Raw genomic sequence first — 17,364 nt, 5'->3', positions numbered from 1 at the left:
CTCAGCTTAAAGGCGGCTGGGGACATGGCGCCCACTCTCCTGACATGTTGACGGCAATCAGGACGCACCCGGGGCACCGGATCACGAGGCGTTGAAGGGTCCGAAAACCAGGACCGGCGACCGGCCTGGCAACGAGCCACCCGGCTGACGGGAAAAGGGCGCCTCAGGCCCCGCGAGCGCGCCGCCCCTGGACCCGGATCGCCCCACCGGAGAGACTTGCCCCGACGACATGTGCATGCTGTTCGGCACCGAGGACGAGATGAGCGTCTACATCGCCGAGGCGATCGCCGTGATCCGCCTCGGGCTCGACGGGTCGGTGTCCTGAGAACACGAAGGTCCTCCCACCCGTGCGTGGGACGATCTCGCCAGGGGGGCCGCCATGGGCGACGCCGGCGCTCGGCCCGGGGAGGGATGGAACATGACCACGAAGAACACCGGGGGCAGCAAGGGAAAGGTGGTCCTCCAGGTCCGTCGCTGTCCTCATGAGGGCCGACGAGGTGAGCGAGGGATTCCGCCACGCCCTGATCGACGGTGAGAAGGGTTCAACCACCACGGGAAGGCCCTGGACCACCGCGTCATCCTGGCCCTGGGTCTGAGGAGCCTGGAGGAGTACGAGGCCGCCGAACCGGCGTGGGCGGGGTAGCCGCCTCCCGGCTGCCCAGCGCCCCTGGTATGGCAAACGGGCCAGGTCCGTGCGCGTGGTCCACCGCGGGGGAGCCGCGTGCGGTGTTCCGCTCTCGTCCCACGACATGGTGGCCGCTATGCCCCGCCCCGCGCGTGATCCTGCCCGCCGTCACCGGCGAGTGTCCCGGTGCCGGTGCCGGTGCCGGTGCCGGTGCCGGTGTACGCGCAGCGCAGGGAGCGGACCCGGTTGTCGAAGCTGGAGGGGACCAGGACCGGTGCCTCGGTGGCGTGGAGGCCGGGGGACCGGGTCAGGAGTTCGCGGAACAGGGCCTTCATTTCCTGCTTGGCGAGGTAGGTGCCCAGGCAGTAGTGCGGGCCGCCGCCGCCGTAGCCGACGTGGGGGTTGGGAGTGCGGGTGATGTCGAAGGCGTCCGGGTCCGGGAAGACCGTCTCGTCGCGGTTGGCGGAGGCGTAGAAGAGAACGACCTTGTCGCCACGGCGGAAGTCGTGGCCGTTCATGCGGTGATCCTGGGTGAGGGTACGGCGGAACTGGATGATCGGGGTGGAGTGGCGCACGATCTCCTCCGTCGCCCCTTCCGCGAAGCGGTCGAAATCCTCCACCAGCAGAGCTCGTTGCTCGGGATGACGGGTCAGCAGGTCCAGGCCGTGCGCGATCGCGTTCCGGGTGGTTTCCACGCCCGCGACCATCAGCAGGGAGAAGAACGAGCCGAGTTGCCGGCCGGTCAGTGCCTGGCCGTCGATGTCGGCGTTGACCAGCGCCGAGATCAGGTCGTCCGTGGGGTTCTTCCGGCGCTCGCGGCCGAGATCCGCGACCATGCCCTGCATCGAGGCCAGGGCGCGCAGGCCCTTGCCCGGTACCCGGAACCGGCTTCGGGCCGAGCGGTGGACGCCGGTGTCGCCCGAGGCGCGATTCACCTGGGCGAGGATCGCGGGGCGCTCCCGGTCCGGGATCCCCATCAGATTGCAGATGACCTCGAACGGCATGCGCGAGGCCACCGCACCGACGAAGTCGTCCGGCCGCTCGGCGAGTACGTCGTCCACGATGCGCGTCGCCACCGCGCCGATGTCCGCCTCCGTGCGGCTGAGGATCCTCGGGGTGAAGGCCCGGGAGACGATACGGCGCAGCTGGGTGTGGTGCGGGCCGTCCACATTGACCAGCGAGTCGCCGAACAGGGCACGCACCCAGCGCGCCGGCTCCGGTGTGGTGGCGCCCGGCGCGCTCGCGAACACCTGCGGGGTGCGGCTGGCCTCCACCACGTCGGCGTGCTTGACGAGCGCGTGGAATCCGCGCTCCGGCCGCCACTTGCTTTTCGGGCGTTCGACGAAGTACTGCGGCTCGTCGAGTCGACGGAGAAAAGCGAATGCCTGTGCGCGTTCGGAATGCGGCAGTTCCCAGAACGACGGGTCGCCGAGATCCCGTCTCCGCGGCTGCCCGCCCGGGATCGCCGCCTGGTGAGCGAGCGCCGTCATGTCGATTCCTCCCGGGGGATGCGAGTGCTCGAAGAGCCTGCGAAGAAGTCTCGCACTGAGGAACGAAAACCAGGGGGTTGCGGCGCGAAGTAGCCATCAAACTCGCCCACTCGGGTGAATCGGGCTCACGGAAATTCCCCGTAGGCCACTACTGTGCCGAGACATGACCTCTACCAACACCGCGTCGGGCAGCGTTCAGTACGCCCCTCTGATGGGCACTCTTTCGGTGATTCCCTGGACCAGTGATCCCTCCGAGGGCGAACGCAACGCGCCTTTTCTGCTCGCCTATTCACTCGGTGACGGCCGCGAAGGACCGGTGACCGGCGAGGAGACTCTGCGCACGGTCCTCCAGGAGATCGGCCTGAAGCCCGGCGGCGATCTGGTCGACCTCTCGAATGCTCCCGGCAACACGATCAAGCTCCTGGTGGAGGCGGGACGAGCGGTCCTGACGATGCCGTATCTGAACGCGCAGTGCCCCGTGCCCCCGGAGTGGGAGGCGGACGCCCGCGAGAACGGCCAGGTCTACTTCATGGTCGCCACCCGGCCGTGGACCGAGGGGACGCCCGGAAGGCCGGTCAGCGAGGAGGCGTTGCGTTCTTTCGCGGGCGACGAGCGGATGCTCTCCAGCGCGGCGCACTGCCTGCTGCCCGTACGCAGCCTGCGCGGCTGAGTCACGATCATGGCGACGGCAACCGTCGAGAAGGTGTCAGCGGGCGAGCGGGCGGAGCCCGGCGGTCCCTTGTGGGGCGGCGGCCGGGGGTTCGCACTGCTGCTGGTGATCACGGGAGCGGCCGGGCTGCTGGCCGCGTGGGTCATCACGATCGACAAGTTCACACTGCTGGAGGACCCGAACTTCACCCCGGGATGCAGCCTGAACCCGGTGGTCTCCTGCGGCAACATCATGAAGAGCGCCCAGGCGTCGGTCTTCGGCTTCCCGAATCCCCTGCTGGGACTGGCGGCGTACGCGGTCGTCATCTGCGTCGGGACGGGCCTGCTGGCAGGGGCGCGTCACCGGCGGTGGTTCTGGCTCGGACTGAACGCGGGCACCCTTTTCGGCGTCGGCTTCTGCACCTGGCTGCAGTACCAGTCGCTCTACAACATCAACTCGCTCTGCCTGTGGTGCTGCCTGGCCTGGGCCGCCACCATCGTGATGTTCTGCTACGTGACCGTCCACAACATCGAGCACCGGATCCTCCCCGCCCCCGCCGGCCTGCGCGGCGCGCTGAGCGAGTTCCCCTGGATGCCGCCGGTGGTGTGGATCGGCGGCATCGGGATGCTGATCCTGACCCGCTGGTGGGACTTCTGGACCAGCTGACCGGCCGTCTCTCCCCCCACGGCCGGCCGTCTCTCTCCCCCACGCAGCCGGCCGGACCCGACACGACGGAGCGGCTGCGCAGGGCCCCAACCCCGCGCAGCCGCTCCGTCGTCCGTGCCGCGCGCCTCGTGCCGCGCGCCCCTCTCTCATACGGAACCGCTGCCCGTACGGCGACGAGGGAGCTACTTGCCGAGCGGAAGCCCACCGAGCAGCTTGTTGCCCTGCTGCGGCTTGTTCAGGCTGTCCGTGGCGCCCTTCACCGCGTTCAGGAGCGAGCCCTTGTTCTCGGTGTCCAGCGCGTTGGTGTTCACCGGCTTGGCGTCGCGCAGCCCCTGGCTGGCCACGGTGTCGAGGGCGCCGTTCAGGCTCATGGGGGGCAGGGCCTCGGCGGCGAAGGCGGGGGTGGCGGCACCCAGAGCCATCACGGAACCGGCGACGACGGCGGCAACCTTCATGGGCTTCATGGTCGAATCCTTCTTTCGCGTGTGGATGAGGTTTCCTCTGTGTGGCCTCGGCATCAGTAACGATTCCTTGGCGCGGTGGAAACTCCGTCCGGCGGGAATTCTGGGCAGGCCACACGAATGAAGGGGACTCGACGTGTCCTCGTGTCACATTCGCTTCCGCGTCGTTGGCGCCGTGGCTCGCGGCGGTGTCACCGGCGTCGCGCGGCGTCCTGAGAGGCCGGCACCGGGGCCCGGACAGCAGCGGAGCCGCCCTGCCCCGGGGGGGAAGAGCGGCTCCGCCGGCGAAGTGGCGTCAGCGGTTGACGCAGGTGTTGCCGAAGGCCGGGTTGAGCACACCGATGACGTCGATGGTGTTGCCGCAGAGGTTCACGGGAATGTGGACCGGGATCTGGACGACGTTGCCGGACAGGACACCCGGGGAACCGACGGCCGCGGCACCGGCGGCGCTGTCGGCGGAGGCGATGCCGGAGGCGCCGGCGACAGCGGCGACGGCCGCGGTGGAGAGGACAACGGCCTTGGCGATACGCGACATGGAGAAGGGCTCCTCGGTCGTAATGGGATGGCATAAAGCCGGGCTCGATTGCCCGACTCATGCATCAACGCTGGTGGAACCCTTCGGTTGCGCGCCCGAATGAGTGACGTCGCTCCGGAGGCACGCCCGGGCGTGGCGAAACCAGAACCGGAATCCTTTTGTACGTTCAACGCGTTGCCGCGCGTCTCACGTGATTTTCAGTCCGCCTTCTGTGAAGGTTCCTTCTGGTTTCGTTCTTCGAGACGGAGAGCCCCATGAGTAATTCAGCGGTTCTTGCCGCGAGGCGCGGCTCGCGGTGCGCCCCGGCTCTCCCTTGCCGTGAGGCGCACGCGCCCCCGGCGGCGATCGATTTGGCGTTCGATTCAGCGTCGGGCGTTACTCCGCCCGGTCCGGTGCGTTTTTCATAGTGGCGGAAGCGCGGGGCCGGACTCCGTGTGTCATGAGCCCGCTCGAAAGATCGCTTTCCCGTGCCCACGAGTGGAAAGAGTTGCGCGTGCAGCCACAACGGCACCGGCCCGGGACCGGCTTCACGGCGCTCCACCTCGTCCAGCCGGTCGACGGCGGTGTGGCCAGGGTGGTCATGGACCTGGTCGGGGCGCAGGTGGTCTCCGGGGTACGTGTCGTCGTCGCCTGCCCCGAGGAAGGGCCACTCGCCCGGGCGGTGGCCCGCCGGGGGGCCGAGGTCCACGCGTGGCGGGCCACGCGCGCGCCGGGCCCCAGCCTGCTCGACGAGGTACGGCAGGTCGCCCGGCTGGTCGGCCTGATCCGCCCCGACCTCGTCCACGCCCACAGCGCGAAGGCCGGACTCGCCGGGCGGCTGGCCGTACGGGGCCGTATCCCGACCGTCTTCCAGCCGCACGCCTGGTCGTTCGAGGCGGTCGGCGGCGTGACCGGCCGGCTGGCCAGGCGCTGGGAGCGGTCCGCGACCCGGTGGACCGACCGTGTGGTCTGCGTCAGCGACGCCGAGCGGCGCACCGGAGAGCGCGCGGGTATCGACGCCTCCTGTTCCGTCGTCCACAACGGTGTCGACGTCGGACGGTTCGCGGCCGCCGACTCCGCCGCCGACCCCGCAGACGAGACGCGGACCGCGCGGGCCGGACTGCCGCTGCTGGCGGGGCTGGATCCCGCGGCCCCCGTCGTGGTCTGTGTCGGCCGCCTGTGCAGGCAGAAAGGGCAGGACGTCCTGCTGCGGGCCTGGCAGCCGGTCGTACGGCGGCTGCCCCGGGCGCGGCTGGTGCTCGTCGGCGACGGCCCCGACGCGGCGGCGCTGCGGGGCGCGGCCCCGCCGTCGGTGCTCTTCGCCGGAGCCGTACCGGACACCGTGCCCTGGTACCGGGCGGCCGATCTGGTCGTCCTGCCCTCCCGCTGGGAGGGGATGGCGGTGGCCCCCCTGGAGGCCATGGCCAGCGGCCGGCCCGTCGTCCTCAGCGATGTGGACGGTGCCCGCGAGAGCCTGCCGCCCGGTCGCGAGAGCCTCTGTCTCGTCCCGCCCGAGGATCCGTCGGCGCTGGCGGCCGCCGTGAGCGCTCTGCTCCGCGACGGGCCGCTGCGCGAGGCCATCGGCCGCCAGGGCCGTCAGCACGTACTCAGCACGTACGACGTGCGGCAGACCGCACAGGCCATCGCGGACGTCTACCGCGAAGTCGCCACCGCGCCGCGCACCGAACGCAGGGAGCCGATTCCCCAGTGACCACGGAAAGCACCAGCGTTCCCCCGCCGGCCGGGCGGGCGCGGACGGTGGGACGCTCCCTCGGGCGGATCTCGCTCGCTTCGCCTCCCCGCACCGCCCGGGACCGCACCGCCCCAGAGCCCGCTGCCCGGGACCGCACCGCCCCGCCGTCCCGGCGCCGTCCCGCCGGCGCCCCGCTGCGCTTCGGACTACCGCTGATCGCCGGGGACGGGCTCGCGGCCCTGCTGTCCACCGCCGTCCTGAGCGATGAGCAGCGCGAGGCCGTCCTGCTTCCGCTCCTCGTCTGTGTGACCGTGCTGAACGCGTGCGCGGGGCTGTACCGGCCCGGCGTCGTCCTCTCCGGGCTGGACCAGCTGCCCGCGCTCGGCGCCCGTATCACCGTGTCCTGGTGCGCTGCCGCCGCCGTCCTCGCGGCGCTCCTCCCCGGACACGCCCTGGGGATCGCGGCCCTGCTCGGTGGCGCTGTCGCGCAGCTCGTCGTGGCCTGCTGCTGCCGTTCGCTGGTCCACGGCCGGCGGCGCGCGGCGGCGCGCGGACGGCTGCGCTCCACCCTGGTCGTGGGTACGGGCCCGGCGGCGCGGCGCATGACCGCGCTGCTGGCCCGGCATCCCGAGTACGGCCTGCGGCCCGTCGGGATCGCCGCCCTGACCGGGGATGACGCCGCTCTCGGCGCGAGCCCGGGCAAGGGCGTCACGGACGCCCCCGACCTGCCCGTCCTCACCTCCATCGAGGAGATCCACCGCGCCGTCATCCAGAACGGGGTCGAGGAAGCGGTGTTCCTCGAATCCTGGGACAGCGGCTCCTGGGACAGCGGCTCCCGGGACAGCGGCGGTGCGGGCACCGGCACCGGCGGCGGCACGGACCGCGCTCCGCTCGTCGCGCTCTTCCACGAGTACGGCTGCGCCACCTGGTTCGTCGGCGACGGCCCCCGGGAGTCGCCCGCCGTTCCCCGTAGCTCCGGCGGTCTCACCGCACCCGCCGCGCCCGACGCCATGGCGCGGCACCTGTGGGGGTTCGCCGGCCACCGCGTCGAGCCACCGGCCCCCCGCCGCCGGGGGACGGTCGCCAAACGCGCGCTCGACATGACGATCGCCGCCCCCATCCTGCTCGCGATCTCCCCGTTGCTGCTGGCCTGCGCTCTCGCGGTCCGGCTCTGCGACGGCCCCGGTGTGCTGTTCCGTCAGGAACGCGTCGGCCAGGACGGCCGGCCCTTCACCCTGCTGAAGTTCCGCACCCTGCGCCCCGCCGACGAGCAGGAGGCCGCCACCCGCTGGAACATCGCCCACGACCGCAGGATGAGCGCGGTGGGCCGGCTCCTGCGCCGTACGTCGATGGACGAACTGCCGCAGCTGTGGAACGTCCTGCGCGGCGACATGAGCCTGGTCGGCCCCCGGCCGGAACGTCCCTTCTTCGTCGCCAACTTCAGCAGGACCACCCCCGGTTACGCGGCCCGTCACCGGATGCCCGTCGGCATCACCGGCCTCGCGCAGGTCCACGGACTGCGCGGGGACACCTCCATCGAGGAGCGGTCCCGGTTCGACAACCACTACATCGACCACTGGTCGCTCTGGCAGGACGTGTGCATCCTGGTACGGACCGCCGTCTCCCTCGTCCGTCCGGCGGGCAGCTGATGACGGCCGGCGCCACGGGCGTCCTGATCCGGACGGGCCGTCATGTGCGTCCTGTCCGCCCCGGCGGACGTACCCGGGACGCGCTGCGCCACTGGGCGCCCCTGCTGCCCGCCGTCGCGGTCCTCGCGCTGCTCGCCGTCCCCGCCGCTCCGGCCGGGGACGGCTCCGCCGGTACCGGGACGGTCGCGGACGCCGCCTCCGGGCTTCTGGTCCTGCACTGCCTCGTACGGGTACTCAGGGAGCGGGCCCGCCCGCTGACCCGTACCGCGGCGCTGGTCCTCGGACTTCCGGTGCTCGGCGTGTCCGTGGCGGCGATCACCTCCCACGACCCGGCGGCCAGCCTGCCCGGGGTGGCGCGCTACCTCCAGATCTTCGTCCTGGTGCCGGCCGCGCTGCTGCTGCTGATCCGCGACCGCCGGGACTTCCGGCTCGTGGCCGGGTCGGTGGTCGCCCTCGCGCTGGTCCAGGGCACGGTCGGGGTCGTGCAGTACCTGACCGGCACCGGCGCCTCGTACAGGGGCGAGGACATCCGCGCGGTCGGCACCTTCGGCCCCACCGATGTGATGGGCATGGCCACCGTCGTCGCGTACGGGCTGGTCATCGCCGTCGGATACGCGCTCGGCCAAGGCGGCGACGCGCCACCGGGGCAGCGAGCAGTCGCACTGGCCTGCGCCGGACTGCTCTCCGTCCCGCTCGTGCTGTCGTTCAGCCGGGGCGCCTGGATCGCCACGGTCGCGGCGCTCGTCCTGCAACTCGCGGTCTCCGGGCTGCGCCGCGCGGCGCGGATCGCCCTCGTGGCCGGAGCCCTGGGTGTCGTCCTCGTCGGCGGCCTCGGCATCGGCTCGCAGATGATCACCGAGCGGCTCGACAGCATCACCCGGGTCACCGACGCGCCCGACCAGTCCGTCACCGACCGGTACACCATGTGGGCCGCCGCCACCGACATGTGGCGCGAGGAACCCGTCACCGGCGTCGGGCTGAAGGGCTTCCCCGCCTACCGCGACAGCCACGCCTCGCTGGCGCTCTCCTCCGGCAGCGACACCGAGGGCGCCGGCATGGGCTTCCAGCGCCAGCCCCTGCTCTCGCCGCACAACATGTATCTGCTCGTCCTCAGTGAGCAGGGGCTGATCGGCGCCGTCGCGCTGGTGGGCAGCTGGGCGATGCTCCTCGTCCGCACGCTGCGCCGGCTCCCCGGCGCGCGCCGCACCCGCACCGGGGCCGACTGCGCGCTCGCCGTCACCGGGCTGCTGGCCTGGCAGCTGGTGGACTTCGGTTACGCGGACATCGGCGGGCCCTCGACCGTGCTGACGGCCGTGATGCTCGGTCTGGCCGCCTGGTGGGCGCTGGACCGCCGAGCGAACAGCGGGGCTGCCCCGGCGTGACCGACACACGACACTCCCTCCCCCCGGTACCCACGCCGTCCGCCCCGCCGGCGGCGGAGAGCGACGCGGCGACCGGCGCCCTGTCCGTCCGTTCCGAAACGGCCCCTGCCCGTTCCGAAACGGCCCCTGCCCCTTCCGCAAGCACCGCCGCCGGTACGGCAGGGGCAGGCGCCCCGGCCGCGTCCGAAGCCGCCTCCAGCGGTTCCGAACGCGCCTCCGGCCGCTTCCTGGCGCGGGCCGCGTTCCTCACCGCCCTGCTGACCGCCGCCGGAGCGGTGTTCGGTCTCGTCCGCGACCAGACCATCGCCCATCTCTACGGCGCCGGCCCCGACACCGATGCCTTCCTGGTCGCCTGGACCGTGCCGGAGATGGCCTCCACGCTCCTCATCGAGGACGCCATGGCACTCATCCTCGTACCGGCGTTCAGCCTGGCGCTGGCCCGCCGGGCCGCCGTGCCGGCACCGGGCGGCGACCCCGTACGGCAACTGATGCGGACGACCCTGCCCCGGCTGTGCCTGGCCCTCAGCGCGGGCGCGGCCCTGCTGATGGCCACCGCGCCCTGGGTGGTCGCCGGCCTCGCCCCGGGCCTGCCCGAGCCGGGGCTGGCCGTCGACTGCACCCGGCTGACCGCGACCTGCGTCTTCACCTTCGGCATGGCCGGGTACTGCAGCGCGGCGCTGCGGGCCCACGGGAGCTTCGTGGCACCCGCGATGATCTACGCCGCGTACAACGTCGGCATCATCGCGACGATGCTCGCCTTCCGCGACACGTGGGGTGTCCGGGCCGCGGCCGCCGGGGTCGCCCTCGGCGGCGTCCTGATGGTGCTGGTCCAGGCACCCGTCCTGTGGCGCAGACTCAAGGAACGTCTCCCCGCCGCCGGCCGGGAGACGAAGACCGACGCGGGCGGCCCGCCCGTGGCCTTCGGGCTGCTCGCGCCCGTCGTCGTGTTCGCGCTCAGCCGGCAGTCGCAGGTCCTCATCGAGCGGTTCCAGGCCGCGCCACTGCCGGCCGGTGCCATCTCGCATCTGAACTACGCGCAGAAGGTCGCGCAGATGCCCATGACGCTCTCGCTGATGCTGTGCACCGTCACCTTCCCGGTCGTCGCCCGTGCCATGGCGGCGGGGGAACGGGACGTGGCGCGGCGCCGGGTCGAGCGCGACCTCGCACTCGCCGGGATCATCGTGCTGGTGGGGGCCGCCACGGTCATCTCCTGCGCGCCGCAGTTCGTCGAAGTGCTCTTCCAGCGCGGCGCGTTCGACCGGGCCGACACGGCCGCGACCGCCGCCGTGATCCGGGTCTACGCGCTCGGCCTGCTCGGCCACACCCTGGTCGGGGCACTGGTGCGCTGCTACTTCTCCGCCGCGCGCCCCCTGTGGTTCCCCGCGCTCGCCATGCTGACCGGACTCGCGCTGACCACCGGCGCCGGCGCCCTGCTGGTCGACGTCTGGGGCGTCCTCGGCATCGCCGCCGCCAACGCCCTCGGCATCACCGTCACCGCGATCCTGCTGCTCTGCCGGGTCGGCCGCCACAGCGTGCCCGTCAGGATCCGCCACATGACCGGCGGCCTGGTCAAACTCAGCGCCGCCGCCGCGGCGGCCACCGGTTCGGGCTGGCTGTGCGGAGCCCTCATCCCGTCACCCGTCCTGGGCGCCGCCGCGGCCTGTGTCGTGGTCGCCGCGGTGTTCCTCGTCATCGCCCGCGCCCTGCGCGCACCCGAGATCGACACCATCCTCCGCCCCCTCCTCCGCCCCGTCTCACGAAAGCACGCGCATGCCCGCTGACACGGTGTCCGCACGTCCCCCCTCCGCGGTGCGGGGGGCGCGGCGGAAGTCCCCCGGTCCCCTGTGGGCCGTCATGTACCACTCGGTCGCCGACTGCGCCGACGACCCCTACCAGGTGACCATCTCGCCCGGCCGGCTCGAACGGCAGCTGCGCTGGCTGCGCCGCCACGGCCTGACCGGCGTCAGCATGGGGCGGCTGCTGCGCGCCCGCGCCGAAGGACGCGGCGCCGGCCTCGTCGGCCTCACCTTCGACGACGGGTACGCGGACTTCGTCGACCAGGCCGTCCCGCTGCTGCGCCGGTACGACTGCACCGCCACCGTCTTCGTCCTGCCCGGCCGCCTCGGCGGTACGAACGCGTGGGACAGCCCCGGCCCCCGCAAGCCCCTCCTCACCGAGGAGGGTGTCCGCCGGGCCTGCGAGGCCGGCATGGAGGTCGGCTCCCACGGCCTGTGCCACACCGACCTCACCCGGGCCGGCGACCCGCTGCTCGCCGCCGAGACCGGACAGAGCCGGGCCATGCTGCGCACCATCACCGGCGCCGAGGTGACCGGCTTCTGCTATCCGTACGGTTCGGTCGACGCGCGCGCCGTCGCGGCCGTCCGCGCGGCGGGCTACACGTACGCCTGTGCCATCAGCCCGGGACCGCTCACCGGCATGTTCGCCCTGCCCCGCGTCCATGTCGGGGAGAAGGACACCGGCCTGCGGCTGCACCTCAAACGGCGGCTGCACCGCTGGCGCCGGGAGCCCGTCCCGGCCGCCGCCCGTCCGGCGGTCACCCCGGCGGGAGGGACCGGCTCGTGAAGGTGCTGCACATCATCACCGGCCTCGGCATCGGCGGCGCCGAACAGCAGCTCCGCCTCATGCTGCGGCAGCTGCCGACCGACAGCGACGTCATCACCCTCACCAACCCGGGCGCGGTCGCCCGGGGCATCGTCGCCGACGGCGGGTCCGTCCACGACCTCGCCATGCGCGGCAACCGTGACGTCGGCGCACTGCCCCGGCTGGTGAAGCTGGTGCGCCAGGGACGGTACGACCTGGTCCACACACACCTCTACCGCGCCTGCCTGTACGGCAGGTTCGCGGCACGTCTCGCGGGCGTACGGTCCATCGTCGCCACCGAGCACTCCCTCGGCGCCGTACAGATCGAGGGCCGGCCGCTGTCCACCGGTGCCCGCGCGCTGTATCTCACCGGAGAACGCCTGGGCACGGCGACGGTCGCCGTCTCCGCGACCGTCGCGCGGCGCCTGGAGCGCTGGGGGGTGCGCCGGGACCGTATCCATGTGGTGCCCAACGGCATCGAGGTCGGCCGGTTCGCCTTCGACGAGGGGGCCCGCCGCGCCGCCCGTGCCCGACTGGGCCTGCCCCAGGACGCCTTCGTGGTCGGCGGGGTCGGCCGGCTCACCGAGAGCAAACGATTCGACACACTCATCCGGGCCGTCGCCGATCTGCCGGGCGCCCGCCTCCTCCTGGTCGGCGAGGGCCCCGAGCGCGGGTCTCTGCGCGGACTCGCCGAGGCCCGGGGAGCAGCCGGCCGGATCCTCCTCCACGGCGCCTGCGAGGACCCGCCGCCACTCTCGCGCCCCTCCGCGACCGGGCCGGGGGAGCCCGATCTGCCCGCGCTGCTCGCGGCCATGGACGTCTTCGTCTCCACGTCCCATGACGAGGCGTTCGGGCTCGCCGTCGTCGAAGGACTCGCGGCCGGGCTGCCGGTGCTCCACGTCACCTGCCCCGCCCTCCAGGACCTGCCCGCCGAGGCCGCGCCCGGCGCGCTCCAGATCAGCGGCTCCGTACCCGAACTCGTCGCCGAGCTGCGGCGGTTCCAGCAGGCGGGCCGGGCGCCGGGGACGGCCGGGGCGCGGCGGCTGCCCGTGCCCGCCGCCGCCCGCCACTACGACATCTCCCGCAGCGCCCACCAGTTGATGACCGTCTACGAGAACGCCGTTCGCGGCCCGGTCCCCACCGAGAAGTGAGTTGCTCATGACCCAGCATTCGAGTCCGCCGCGCCGCGCGGCCGCCCGGCCCGCCCACCTGCTGTCACGGCTGACGGCCCTGCCCGTCCGGTGGATCGTCCCGGTCGTGGCCCTGCTCGGGGCGCTGGCCGGCGGTGCGTACGGGATGCTCCGCACCCCTGAGTACTCCGCGACCAGTTACGTCATCGTCGTACCGACGGAGAAGTCCGACCCGGCCGCCGCGCTCGGGTTCGCGACGGCCTACGGGCGGGTCGCCTCCCAGGTCGCGGTCGTCGGCGACGCGCCGGTGTGGGCCGGGGTGTCCGCCCGGACCCTCGCGTCGCACGTCCAGACCGCCACTTCGCCGGACGCCCCCATGATCTCCGTGACGGCGACCGCGTCCCGCGCCCGGACCGCCGTGAACATGGCGGACAGCGTGGCGCGGTCCCTGGTGCTCAACGGGTCGCACATGCAGGGCAGCACGAACGTCAAGGTGCTCCAGTTCTCCCGTGCCCTTGAGCCGACCGGCCCGGTCTCGCCCTCGGCACCGCTCGCGGCCCTGGTCGGCTGCTGCGCGGGCGGGCTGCTCGGCGGTCTCGGCCTGCTGGTCCGTCCCCAGCGCCGGCGCTCCGGGATGCACGCGTCCGTCCCGAACCCGGCGCAGGCCTCCCACCCACAGCCGGAAACGGTGTGATGGCCGCCGAATCGAGCCCACGGACGGCCATCATGTCCGCCGCATTCCCCGTCGCCTCCCCGGCCACCGCGATCACGGTCACACCCGTCACACCCGCCGGATCCGTCACGCTGTCCCCGTCCGCGCGCCCCTCCGTTCCCGTGCCCCCCTCCGTCCCCGTGCCCCCCTCTGTCCCGGTGTTCACGACGGAGGTGGTCCGGGACATCGACCGCTTCGGGGAGATCGGCCCGGCCTGGGACGCCCTGTACCGCCGCTCCCGTACCGCCACCCCCTTCCAGAGCCATGCATGGCTGCACTCCTGGTGGCTGTCGTACGGCACACCAGGCCGGCTCCGCGTCGTGCTGGTCCGCCGGGGTGAGGACCTGGTCGCGGCGGCGGCGCTGACGCTGATCTACCGCCCCGTCCCCGTCCTCGTACAGCTCGGCGGCAGCATCTCCGACTTCTCCGACGTGCTGCTCGACGACCGCTGCGCGGACGCCGCCGCCACCGCGCTGGCGAAGGCCCTCGCGCGCACCGCGCGTACGGCGGTGCTCGACCTGCGTGAGGTACGGCCCGGCGCCGCGATCGAACGGGTCTACGCCTGCTGGCCCGGGCCGCGCCGGCGGCTCGCGGACTCGCCCTGCCTGGAACTGCCCGCCGCCCCGATGGACGAACTGCTCGGCCGGCTGCCCTCCTCCCGCGCCCAGCGTGCCCGCGCGAAGCTCCGCAAGCTGGACGCGCTCGGCATCGACGAGCGCGTGGTGCCCGAGGACGAGATCCCGGCCGCCGTCGAACGGCTGCTGGAACTGCACCGCCTCCAGTGGGAGGGCCGCGGGGTCACCCCCGAGCACCTCAGCACGCGCTTCGCGGAGCACCTGACCAGGTCGGTCAGGTCGATGGCCGGGCGCGGCGACGCGATGGTGACCGAATTCCGGCTGGCCGGCGCGGTGGTGGCGTCGGATCTCACCCTGATGTCGCCGCACCTGGCGGGCGGCTACCTGTACGGAGCGGATCCGGTGCTGCGCGCCAGGAAGGTGGACGTGGCCACGATGCTGCTGCGCAGCTGGGCGCAGCGGATCAGTACGTCCGGCCGCACCACGCTCAGCATGCTGCGCGGGGACGAGCCGTACAAACACCACTGGCGTCCCGACACCGTCCGCAACCAGCGCTATCTGCTGGCGCGGAGCTATCTGGCGCCTTCCTTCCAGCTGCTGCTCGCGCGCGCGGCGGGCCGTGGCCGGGCGGCGGCGTTCGTCAAGCGGCTGCGGCTGCGGCGGGGCGGCGGCAAGGGATGACACCCTCGCCGCTGCCGCTGCCGCTGCCGCTGCCGCTGCCGCTGCCGCCTTCGCGGGAGGGCGGAGTGTCAGGAGCGCCGGTGCTCCCACCAGGGGGAGGGGAGACACACCTTGCGGCCCAGCCACGACTCGATCCAGGAGCCGAGGTCCAGCGGACGGCAGTCCGGCTCGGGCGTCGGGACAGGCGGTGTGGCTTCGGGATCGGGTGTGGTGTCGGGATCGGGGGTCGGCGTGGTCGGGACCGGCACCGGCTCCGTCCCGGGCTCCGCCTTGCGTCCGTAGAGCAGGGAACGGAACACCTTCGACGACTCGGGGTTCTCGTCGCACTGCCAGACGCCGTGCGGGCAGTAGTCCGTGACGGTGTTGTAGAGCGGCTTGTGGGTGTCGATCCACTCGATCATGCGCCGCATGTACTCGGGGTTGTCTCCGTTGCGGAAGAGGCCCCACTCCGGGTAGGAGATGACCTTTCCGTGCTCAGCGGCGAACTCGACGTGCTGTCGGAGCCCGTACGGCTCGTTCACCTGTTCGTCGAAGGTCCTGCCCGGCGGCTGGTCGTAGGAGTCCATGCCGACGATGTCCACGACGTCGTCGCCGGGGTAGCACGCGGTCCAGGGGATGGCGTCCCGGCCACGGTTCGGAGCGAAGTCGAAACGGAACTTCTGGCCGGGCACCGCGCGCATGGTGGTGACGATGCGGTTCCAGTACTGCTTCCACGCCCGTGGGTCGGGTCCGCAGCGATGCGTGTACGTGGTGCCGTTCATCTCCCAGCCGAGCACGATCACCGTATCCGGAGTGCCGAGGTCGACGAGCCGCTCCGCCAGGGCCCTGAAGTGCTCGTCGTACGCACCTCGCGCGCCTTTGCGCAGCTCGCGGCGGACGAGAGTGTCGGGCACGTGCGCCTCGCTGCGTTCGAGCATGGGCACATTGAGGACGAAGAGGCGGTCGTCCCGCGCCTTTCGCCACTCGGCCCAGTCCTTCAGGAAGTCCGGGGCGCCCTCGATGTTGGACCACACGTCCCCGGGGAGGTAGGTGTGTCCGACGCGCAGCTCCGTGCCGCCGAGCCACTTCTGCATGTCGGCGATGCGCCGGACGCCTTGCGGGCCGTAGTCGAGATACGCGCCGAGTGCGGGCGAGGCGACCTGCGGGGCCTTCGTCTTCGCCGGCCCGTCCGGGTCGGCCGCGTGACTCGGAACGGGCTGCACCGCACCTGAAGCAAGGAAGCCGGCCGCGACCACACCCAGGCAGGTGGCCGTCAGCCGTCGACGTCGGTGGGACATGTCAGCTCCTCAGAAAATGGACCCGGTTCCGTGGCCGCGAGGCGTGGTCACGTTGATCCAAAAATATTTCTGATGAGCCGATCGGGAACCTGGCCCGGTCTGTGAGTAGTCCGTTAGGGAATTTGATCCCCCGCATGGGCCACCGGCGCGCGGTCACCGGTCCTTGTCAGCCGGGAGAATCCGTCGTGACTCTCCCGGCCGGCCGGCCCGGTACTGGCCGGCGGGATTCCCGGACACGTCCTGGACGCGCGCCGGGGCGGCACTAGACGCGTGCCGGGGCGGCGCTCCTGCTCCGCCGGTACAGGATTCCGCCGCCGATCAGCAGGCCGGCACTCATCGCGGCCGCCGCGAGGAGGTTGGGGTCGCTGCCGGTGTGCGCGAGCTGCGCGACGGGGTCGGGAGCCTGCGGGAGATGCACCGGGACGGGCTGGACCGGGGGACGCGCGGGGGTGTGCGGGGGGATGGCCCGGCCGTCGGTCGGCGGGGCCACCGGGGGCGCGGGATGCGCGGGAGGCGCCGGGGAGACGGGGGGCGCGGGGACCGGGACCGGGGCGTTGTTCGCGCAGCCGTTGCCGAAGACCGGGTTGAGGATGCCGATCAGATCGACGGAGTCACCGCAGAGGTTCAGCGGGATGTCGATGGGCAGCTCAAGACCGTTGCCGGTCCCGACGCCCGGAGACCCGGTCATGGTGCCCGTGGCGCTGGTGGAACCGGCGGCCTCGTCGTGGGTGTCGCGCGGCGACTGGTGGGCGGCGTGCCCGCCGTGGGTCCCATGTCCCCCGTATCCCTCGTGTCCGTCGTGGGATCCGTACGCGTCAGGCGACTGCGGGGCGGGGACGGGCCGCGGCGCGGAGTGCGGCGCCGGAACCACGTGGGTGGCCGGACCCCCGTACGGCCCGGCCGCCGGGGGGACGGGAGCCTGGAACCTCGGCGCGTCCGACCTATTGGCGCAGACGTTGCCGAAGGCGGGGTTGAGCACCCCGATGGGGTCCACGGTGTTTCCGCAGACGTTGACCGGCACGTCCACGGGGATCTGGACGTTGTTGCCGGAAAGCACGCCCGGGGAATTGGCGGCCACTCCGCCGGCCTCGGTCGCCTGGGCGTAACCACCGCTCATGGACAGCACACTGGTCGCCGCGGCGGCCGTGAGCAGTCCTTTGCTGATGAGGTCTCGCATGTGGTTCTCCTCGTATTATCGGTGCCAACTGAGGCCGGTCCCGAAGCGCGGACAACCAGGTGCGCTTCGGGACCGGCCGTGA

Annotated in this window: 15 protein-coding genes; 10 read left to right on the top strand and 5 right to left on the bottom strand. The window is 72.5% G+C overall.

All coding sequences use genetic code 11. The features are described from left to right. Positions 1–759: 759 nt before the first annotated feature. Positions 760–2,115, bottom strand: coding sequence for a cytochrome P450 (locus ACIBAE_RS20595; protein WP_399287357.1), 1,356 nt, complete (start codon positions 2,113–2,115; stop codon positions 760–762). A gap of 163 nt (positions 2,116–2,278) precedes the next feature. Here ACIBAE_RS20595 and ACIBAE_RS20590 point away from each other — a divergent pair, with 163 nt between their 5' ends. After that, positions 2,279–2,785 (top strand): DUF5949 family protein, encoded by a 507-nt coding sequence (locus ACIBAE_RS20590; protein WP_399287354.1) that lies wholly within the window; start codon positions 2,279–2,281, stop codon positions 2,783–2,785. 9 nt (positions 2,786–2,794) lie between these two features. Then, positions 2,795–3,430: a vitamin K epoxide reductase family protein gene (locus tag ACIBAE_RS20585; RefSeq protein WP_399287351.1), complete on the top strand. Its 636-nt coding sequence runs from the start codon at positions 2,795–2,797 to the stop codon at positions 3,428–3,430. A gap of 182 nt (positions 3,431–3,612) precedes the next feature. Here the strand turns inward: ACIBAE_RS20585 and ACIBAE_RS20580 are convergent, their stop codons facing one another. Further along, positions 3,613–3,894 carry a hypothetical protein gene (locus ACIBAE_RS20580; RefSeq protein ID WP_399287348.1) on the bottom strand — a complete coding sequence of 94 codons (282 nt, stop codon included), beginning with the start codon at positions 3,892–3,894 and terminating at the stop codon, positions 3,613–3,615. Positions 3,895–4,186: 292 nt separating this feature from the next. Continuing rightward, positions 4,187–4,426 (bottom strand): chaplin, encoded by a 240-nt coding sequence (locus ACIBAE_RS20575; RefSeq protein WP_399287346.1) that lies wholly within the window; start codon positions 4,424–4,426, stop codon positions 4,187–4,189. Between the two features lie 493 nt (positions 4,427–4,919). On the opposite strand from ACIBAE_RS20575, the gene ACIBAE_RS20570 reads away from it, so the two are divergent. From ACIBAE_RS20570 to ACIBAE_RS20535, 8 genes are read left to right on the top strand one after another with little or no spacing between them, the layout of a single operon-like run. Beyond that, the gene (locus ACIBAE_RS20570) at positions 4,920–6,116 is read left to right on the top strand and encodes a glycosyltransferase (protein ID WP_399287344.1); all 1,197 of its coding nucleotides are present in this window, start codon (positions 4,920–4,922) and stop codon (positions 6,114–6,116) included. Beyond that, entirely contained in the window at positions 6,113–7,747 is a 1,635-nt protein-coding gene (locus ACIBAE_RS20565) for a sugar transferase (protein WP_399287342.1), read from the top strand. Before ACIBAE_RS20570 ends, ACIBAE_RS20565 begins: the two co-directional genes overlap by 4 nt. Then, positions 7,747–9,129 (top strand): O-antigen ligase family protein, encoded by a 1,383-nt coding sequence (locus tag ACIBAE_RS20560; protein WP_399287340.1) that lies wholly within the window; start codon positions 7,747–7,749, stop codon positions 9,127–9,129. Before ACIBAE_RS20565 ends, ACIBAE_RS20560 begins: the two co-directional genes overlap by 1 nt. Then, positions 9,126–10,910: a murein biosynthesis integral membrane protein MurJ gene (gene murJ, locus ACIBAE_RS20555; protein ID WP_399287337.1), complete on the top strand. Its 1,785-nt coding sequence runs from the start codon at positions 9,126–9,128 to the stop codon at positions 10,908–10,910. The genes ACIBAE_RS20560 and murJ overlap by 4 nt, the downstream gene beginning before the upstream one ends. Further along, positions 10,900–11,712 carry a polysaccharide deacetylase family protein gene (locus tag ACIBAE_RS20550; protein ID WP_399287335.1) on the top strand — a complete coding sequence of 271 codons (813 nt, stop codon included), beginning with the start codon at positions 10,900–10,902 and terminating at the stop codon, positions 11,710–11,712. Before murJ ends, ACIBAE_RS20550 begins: the two co-directional genes overlap by 11 nt. After that, a complete protein-coding gene (locus ACIBAE_RS20545; protein ID WP_399287333.1) occupies positions 11,709–12,881 on the top strand; it encodes a glycosyltransferase in 1,173 nt (390 codons plus the stop codon). The genes ACIBAE_RS20550 and ACIBAE_RS20545 overlap by 4 nt, the downstream gene beginning before the upstream one ends. Positions 12,882–12,888: 7 nt before the next feature. Continuing rightward, positions 12,889–13,554 carry a lipopolysaccharide biosynthesis protein gene (locus ACIBAE_RS20540; protein WP_399287330.1) on the top strand — a complete coding sequence of 222 codons (666 nt, stop codon included), beginning with the start codon at positions 12,889–12,891 and terminating at the stop codon, positions 13,552–13,554. A 32-nt stretch (positions 13,555–13,586) separates the two neighbouring features. Continuing rightward, entirely contained in the window at positions 13,587–14,828 is a 1,242-nt protein-coding gene (locus tag ACIBAE_RS20535) for a GNAT family N-acetyltransferase (protein ID WP_399287328.1), read from the top strand. A gap of 68 nt (positions 14,829–14,896) precedes the next feature. Here ACIBAE_RS20535 and ACIBAE_RS20530 read toward each other — a convergent pair whose 3' ends face one another. Together ACIBAE_RS20530 and ACIBAE_RS20525 are read right to left on the bottom strand one after the other, a co-directional pair. Further along, complete coding sequence (locus ACIBAE_RS20530; RefSeq protein WP_399287325.1) at positions 14,897–16,105, bottom strand: glycoside hydrolase family 26 protein; 1,209 nt, start codon at positions 16,103–16,105, stop codon at positions 14,897–14,899. A 262-nt stretch (positions 16,106–16,367) separates the two neighbouring features. After that, complete coding sequence (locus ACIBAE_RS20525; protein WP_399287323.1) at positions 16,368–17,282, bottom strand: chaplin; 915 nt, start codon at positions 17,280–17,282, stop codon at positions 16,368–16,370. Positions 17,283–17,364: the final 82 nt, after the last annotated feature.

Source organism: Streptomyces sp. NPDC051569, from assembly GCF_044454085.1.
Lineage (GTDB): Bacteria > Actinomycetota > Actinomycetes > Streptomycetales > Streptomycetaceae > Streptomyces.
Note: the sequence above shows the minus strand (reverse complement) of the source record. Positions and strands in the feature narration are given on the sequence as shown.

Excerpts from the sequence above, each read along its gene's own strand:
- ACIBAE_RS20595 (WP_399287357.1), bottom strand. The coding sequence starts at position 2,115 with ATGACGGCGCTCGCTCACCAGGCGGCGATCCCGGGCGGGCAGCCGCGG.
- ACIBAE_RS20590 (WP_399287354.1), top strand. The coding sequence starts at position 2,279 with ATGACCTCTACCAACACCGCGTCGGGCAGCGTTCAGTACGCCCCTCTG.
- ACIBAE_RS20585 (WP_399287351.1), top strand. The coding sequence starts at position 2,795 with ATGGCGACGGCAACCGTCGAGAAGGTGTCAGCGGGCGAGCGGGCGGAG.
- ACIBAE_RS20580 (WP_399287348.1), bottom strand. The coding sequence starts at position 3,894 with ATGAAGCCCATGAAGGTTGCCGCCGTCGTCGCCGGTTCCGTGATGGCT.
- ACIBAE_RS20575 (WP_399287346.1), bottom strand. The coding sequence starts at position 4,426 with ATGTCGCGTATCGCCAAGGCCGTTGTCCTCTCCACCGCGGCCGTCGCC.
- ACIBAE_RS20560 (WP_399287340.1), top strand. The coding sequence starts at position 7,747 with ATGACGGCCGGCGCCACGGGCGTCCTGATCCGGACGGGCCGTCATGTG.
- ACIBAE_RS20550 (WP_399287335.1), top strand. The coding sequence starts at position 10,900 with ATGCCCGCTGACACGGTGTCCGCACGTCCCCCCTCCGCGGTGCGGGGG.
- ACIBAE_RS20540 (WP_399287330.1), top strand. The coding sequence starts at position 12,889 with ATGACCCAGCATTCGAGTCCGCCGCGCCGCGCGGCCGCCCGGCCCGCC.
- ACIBAE_RS20535 (WP_399287328.1), top strand. The coding sequence starts at position 13,587 with ATGTCCGCCGCATTCCCCGTCGCCTCCCCGGCCACCGCGATCACGGTC.
- ACIBAE_RS20530 (WP_399287325.1), bottom strand. The coding sequence starts at position 16,105 with ATGTCCCACCGACGTCGACGGCTGACGGCCACCTGCCTGGGTGTGGTC.
- ACIBAE_RS20525 (WP_399287323.1), bottom strand. The coding sequence starts at position 17,282 with ATGCGAGACCTCATCAGCAAAGGACTGCTCACGGCCGCCGCGGCGACC.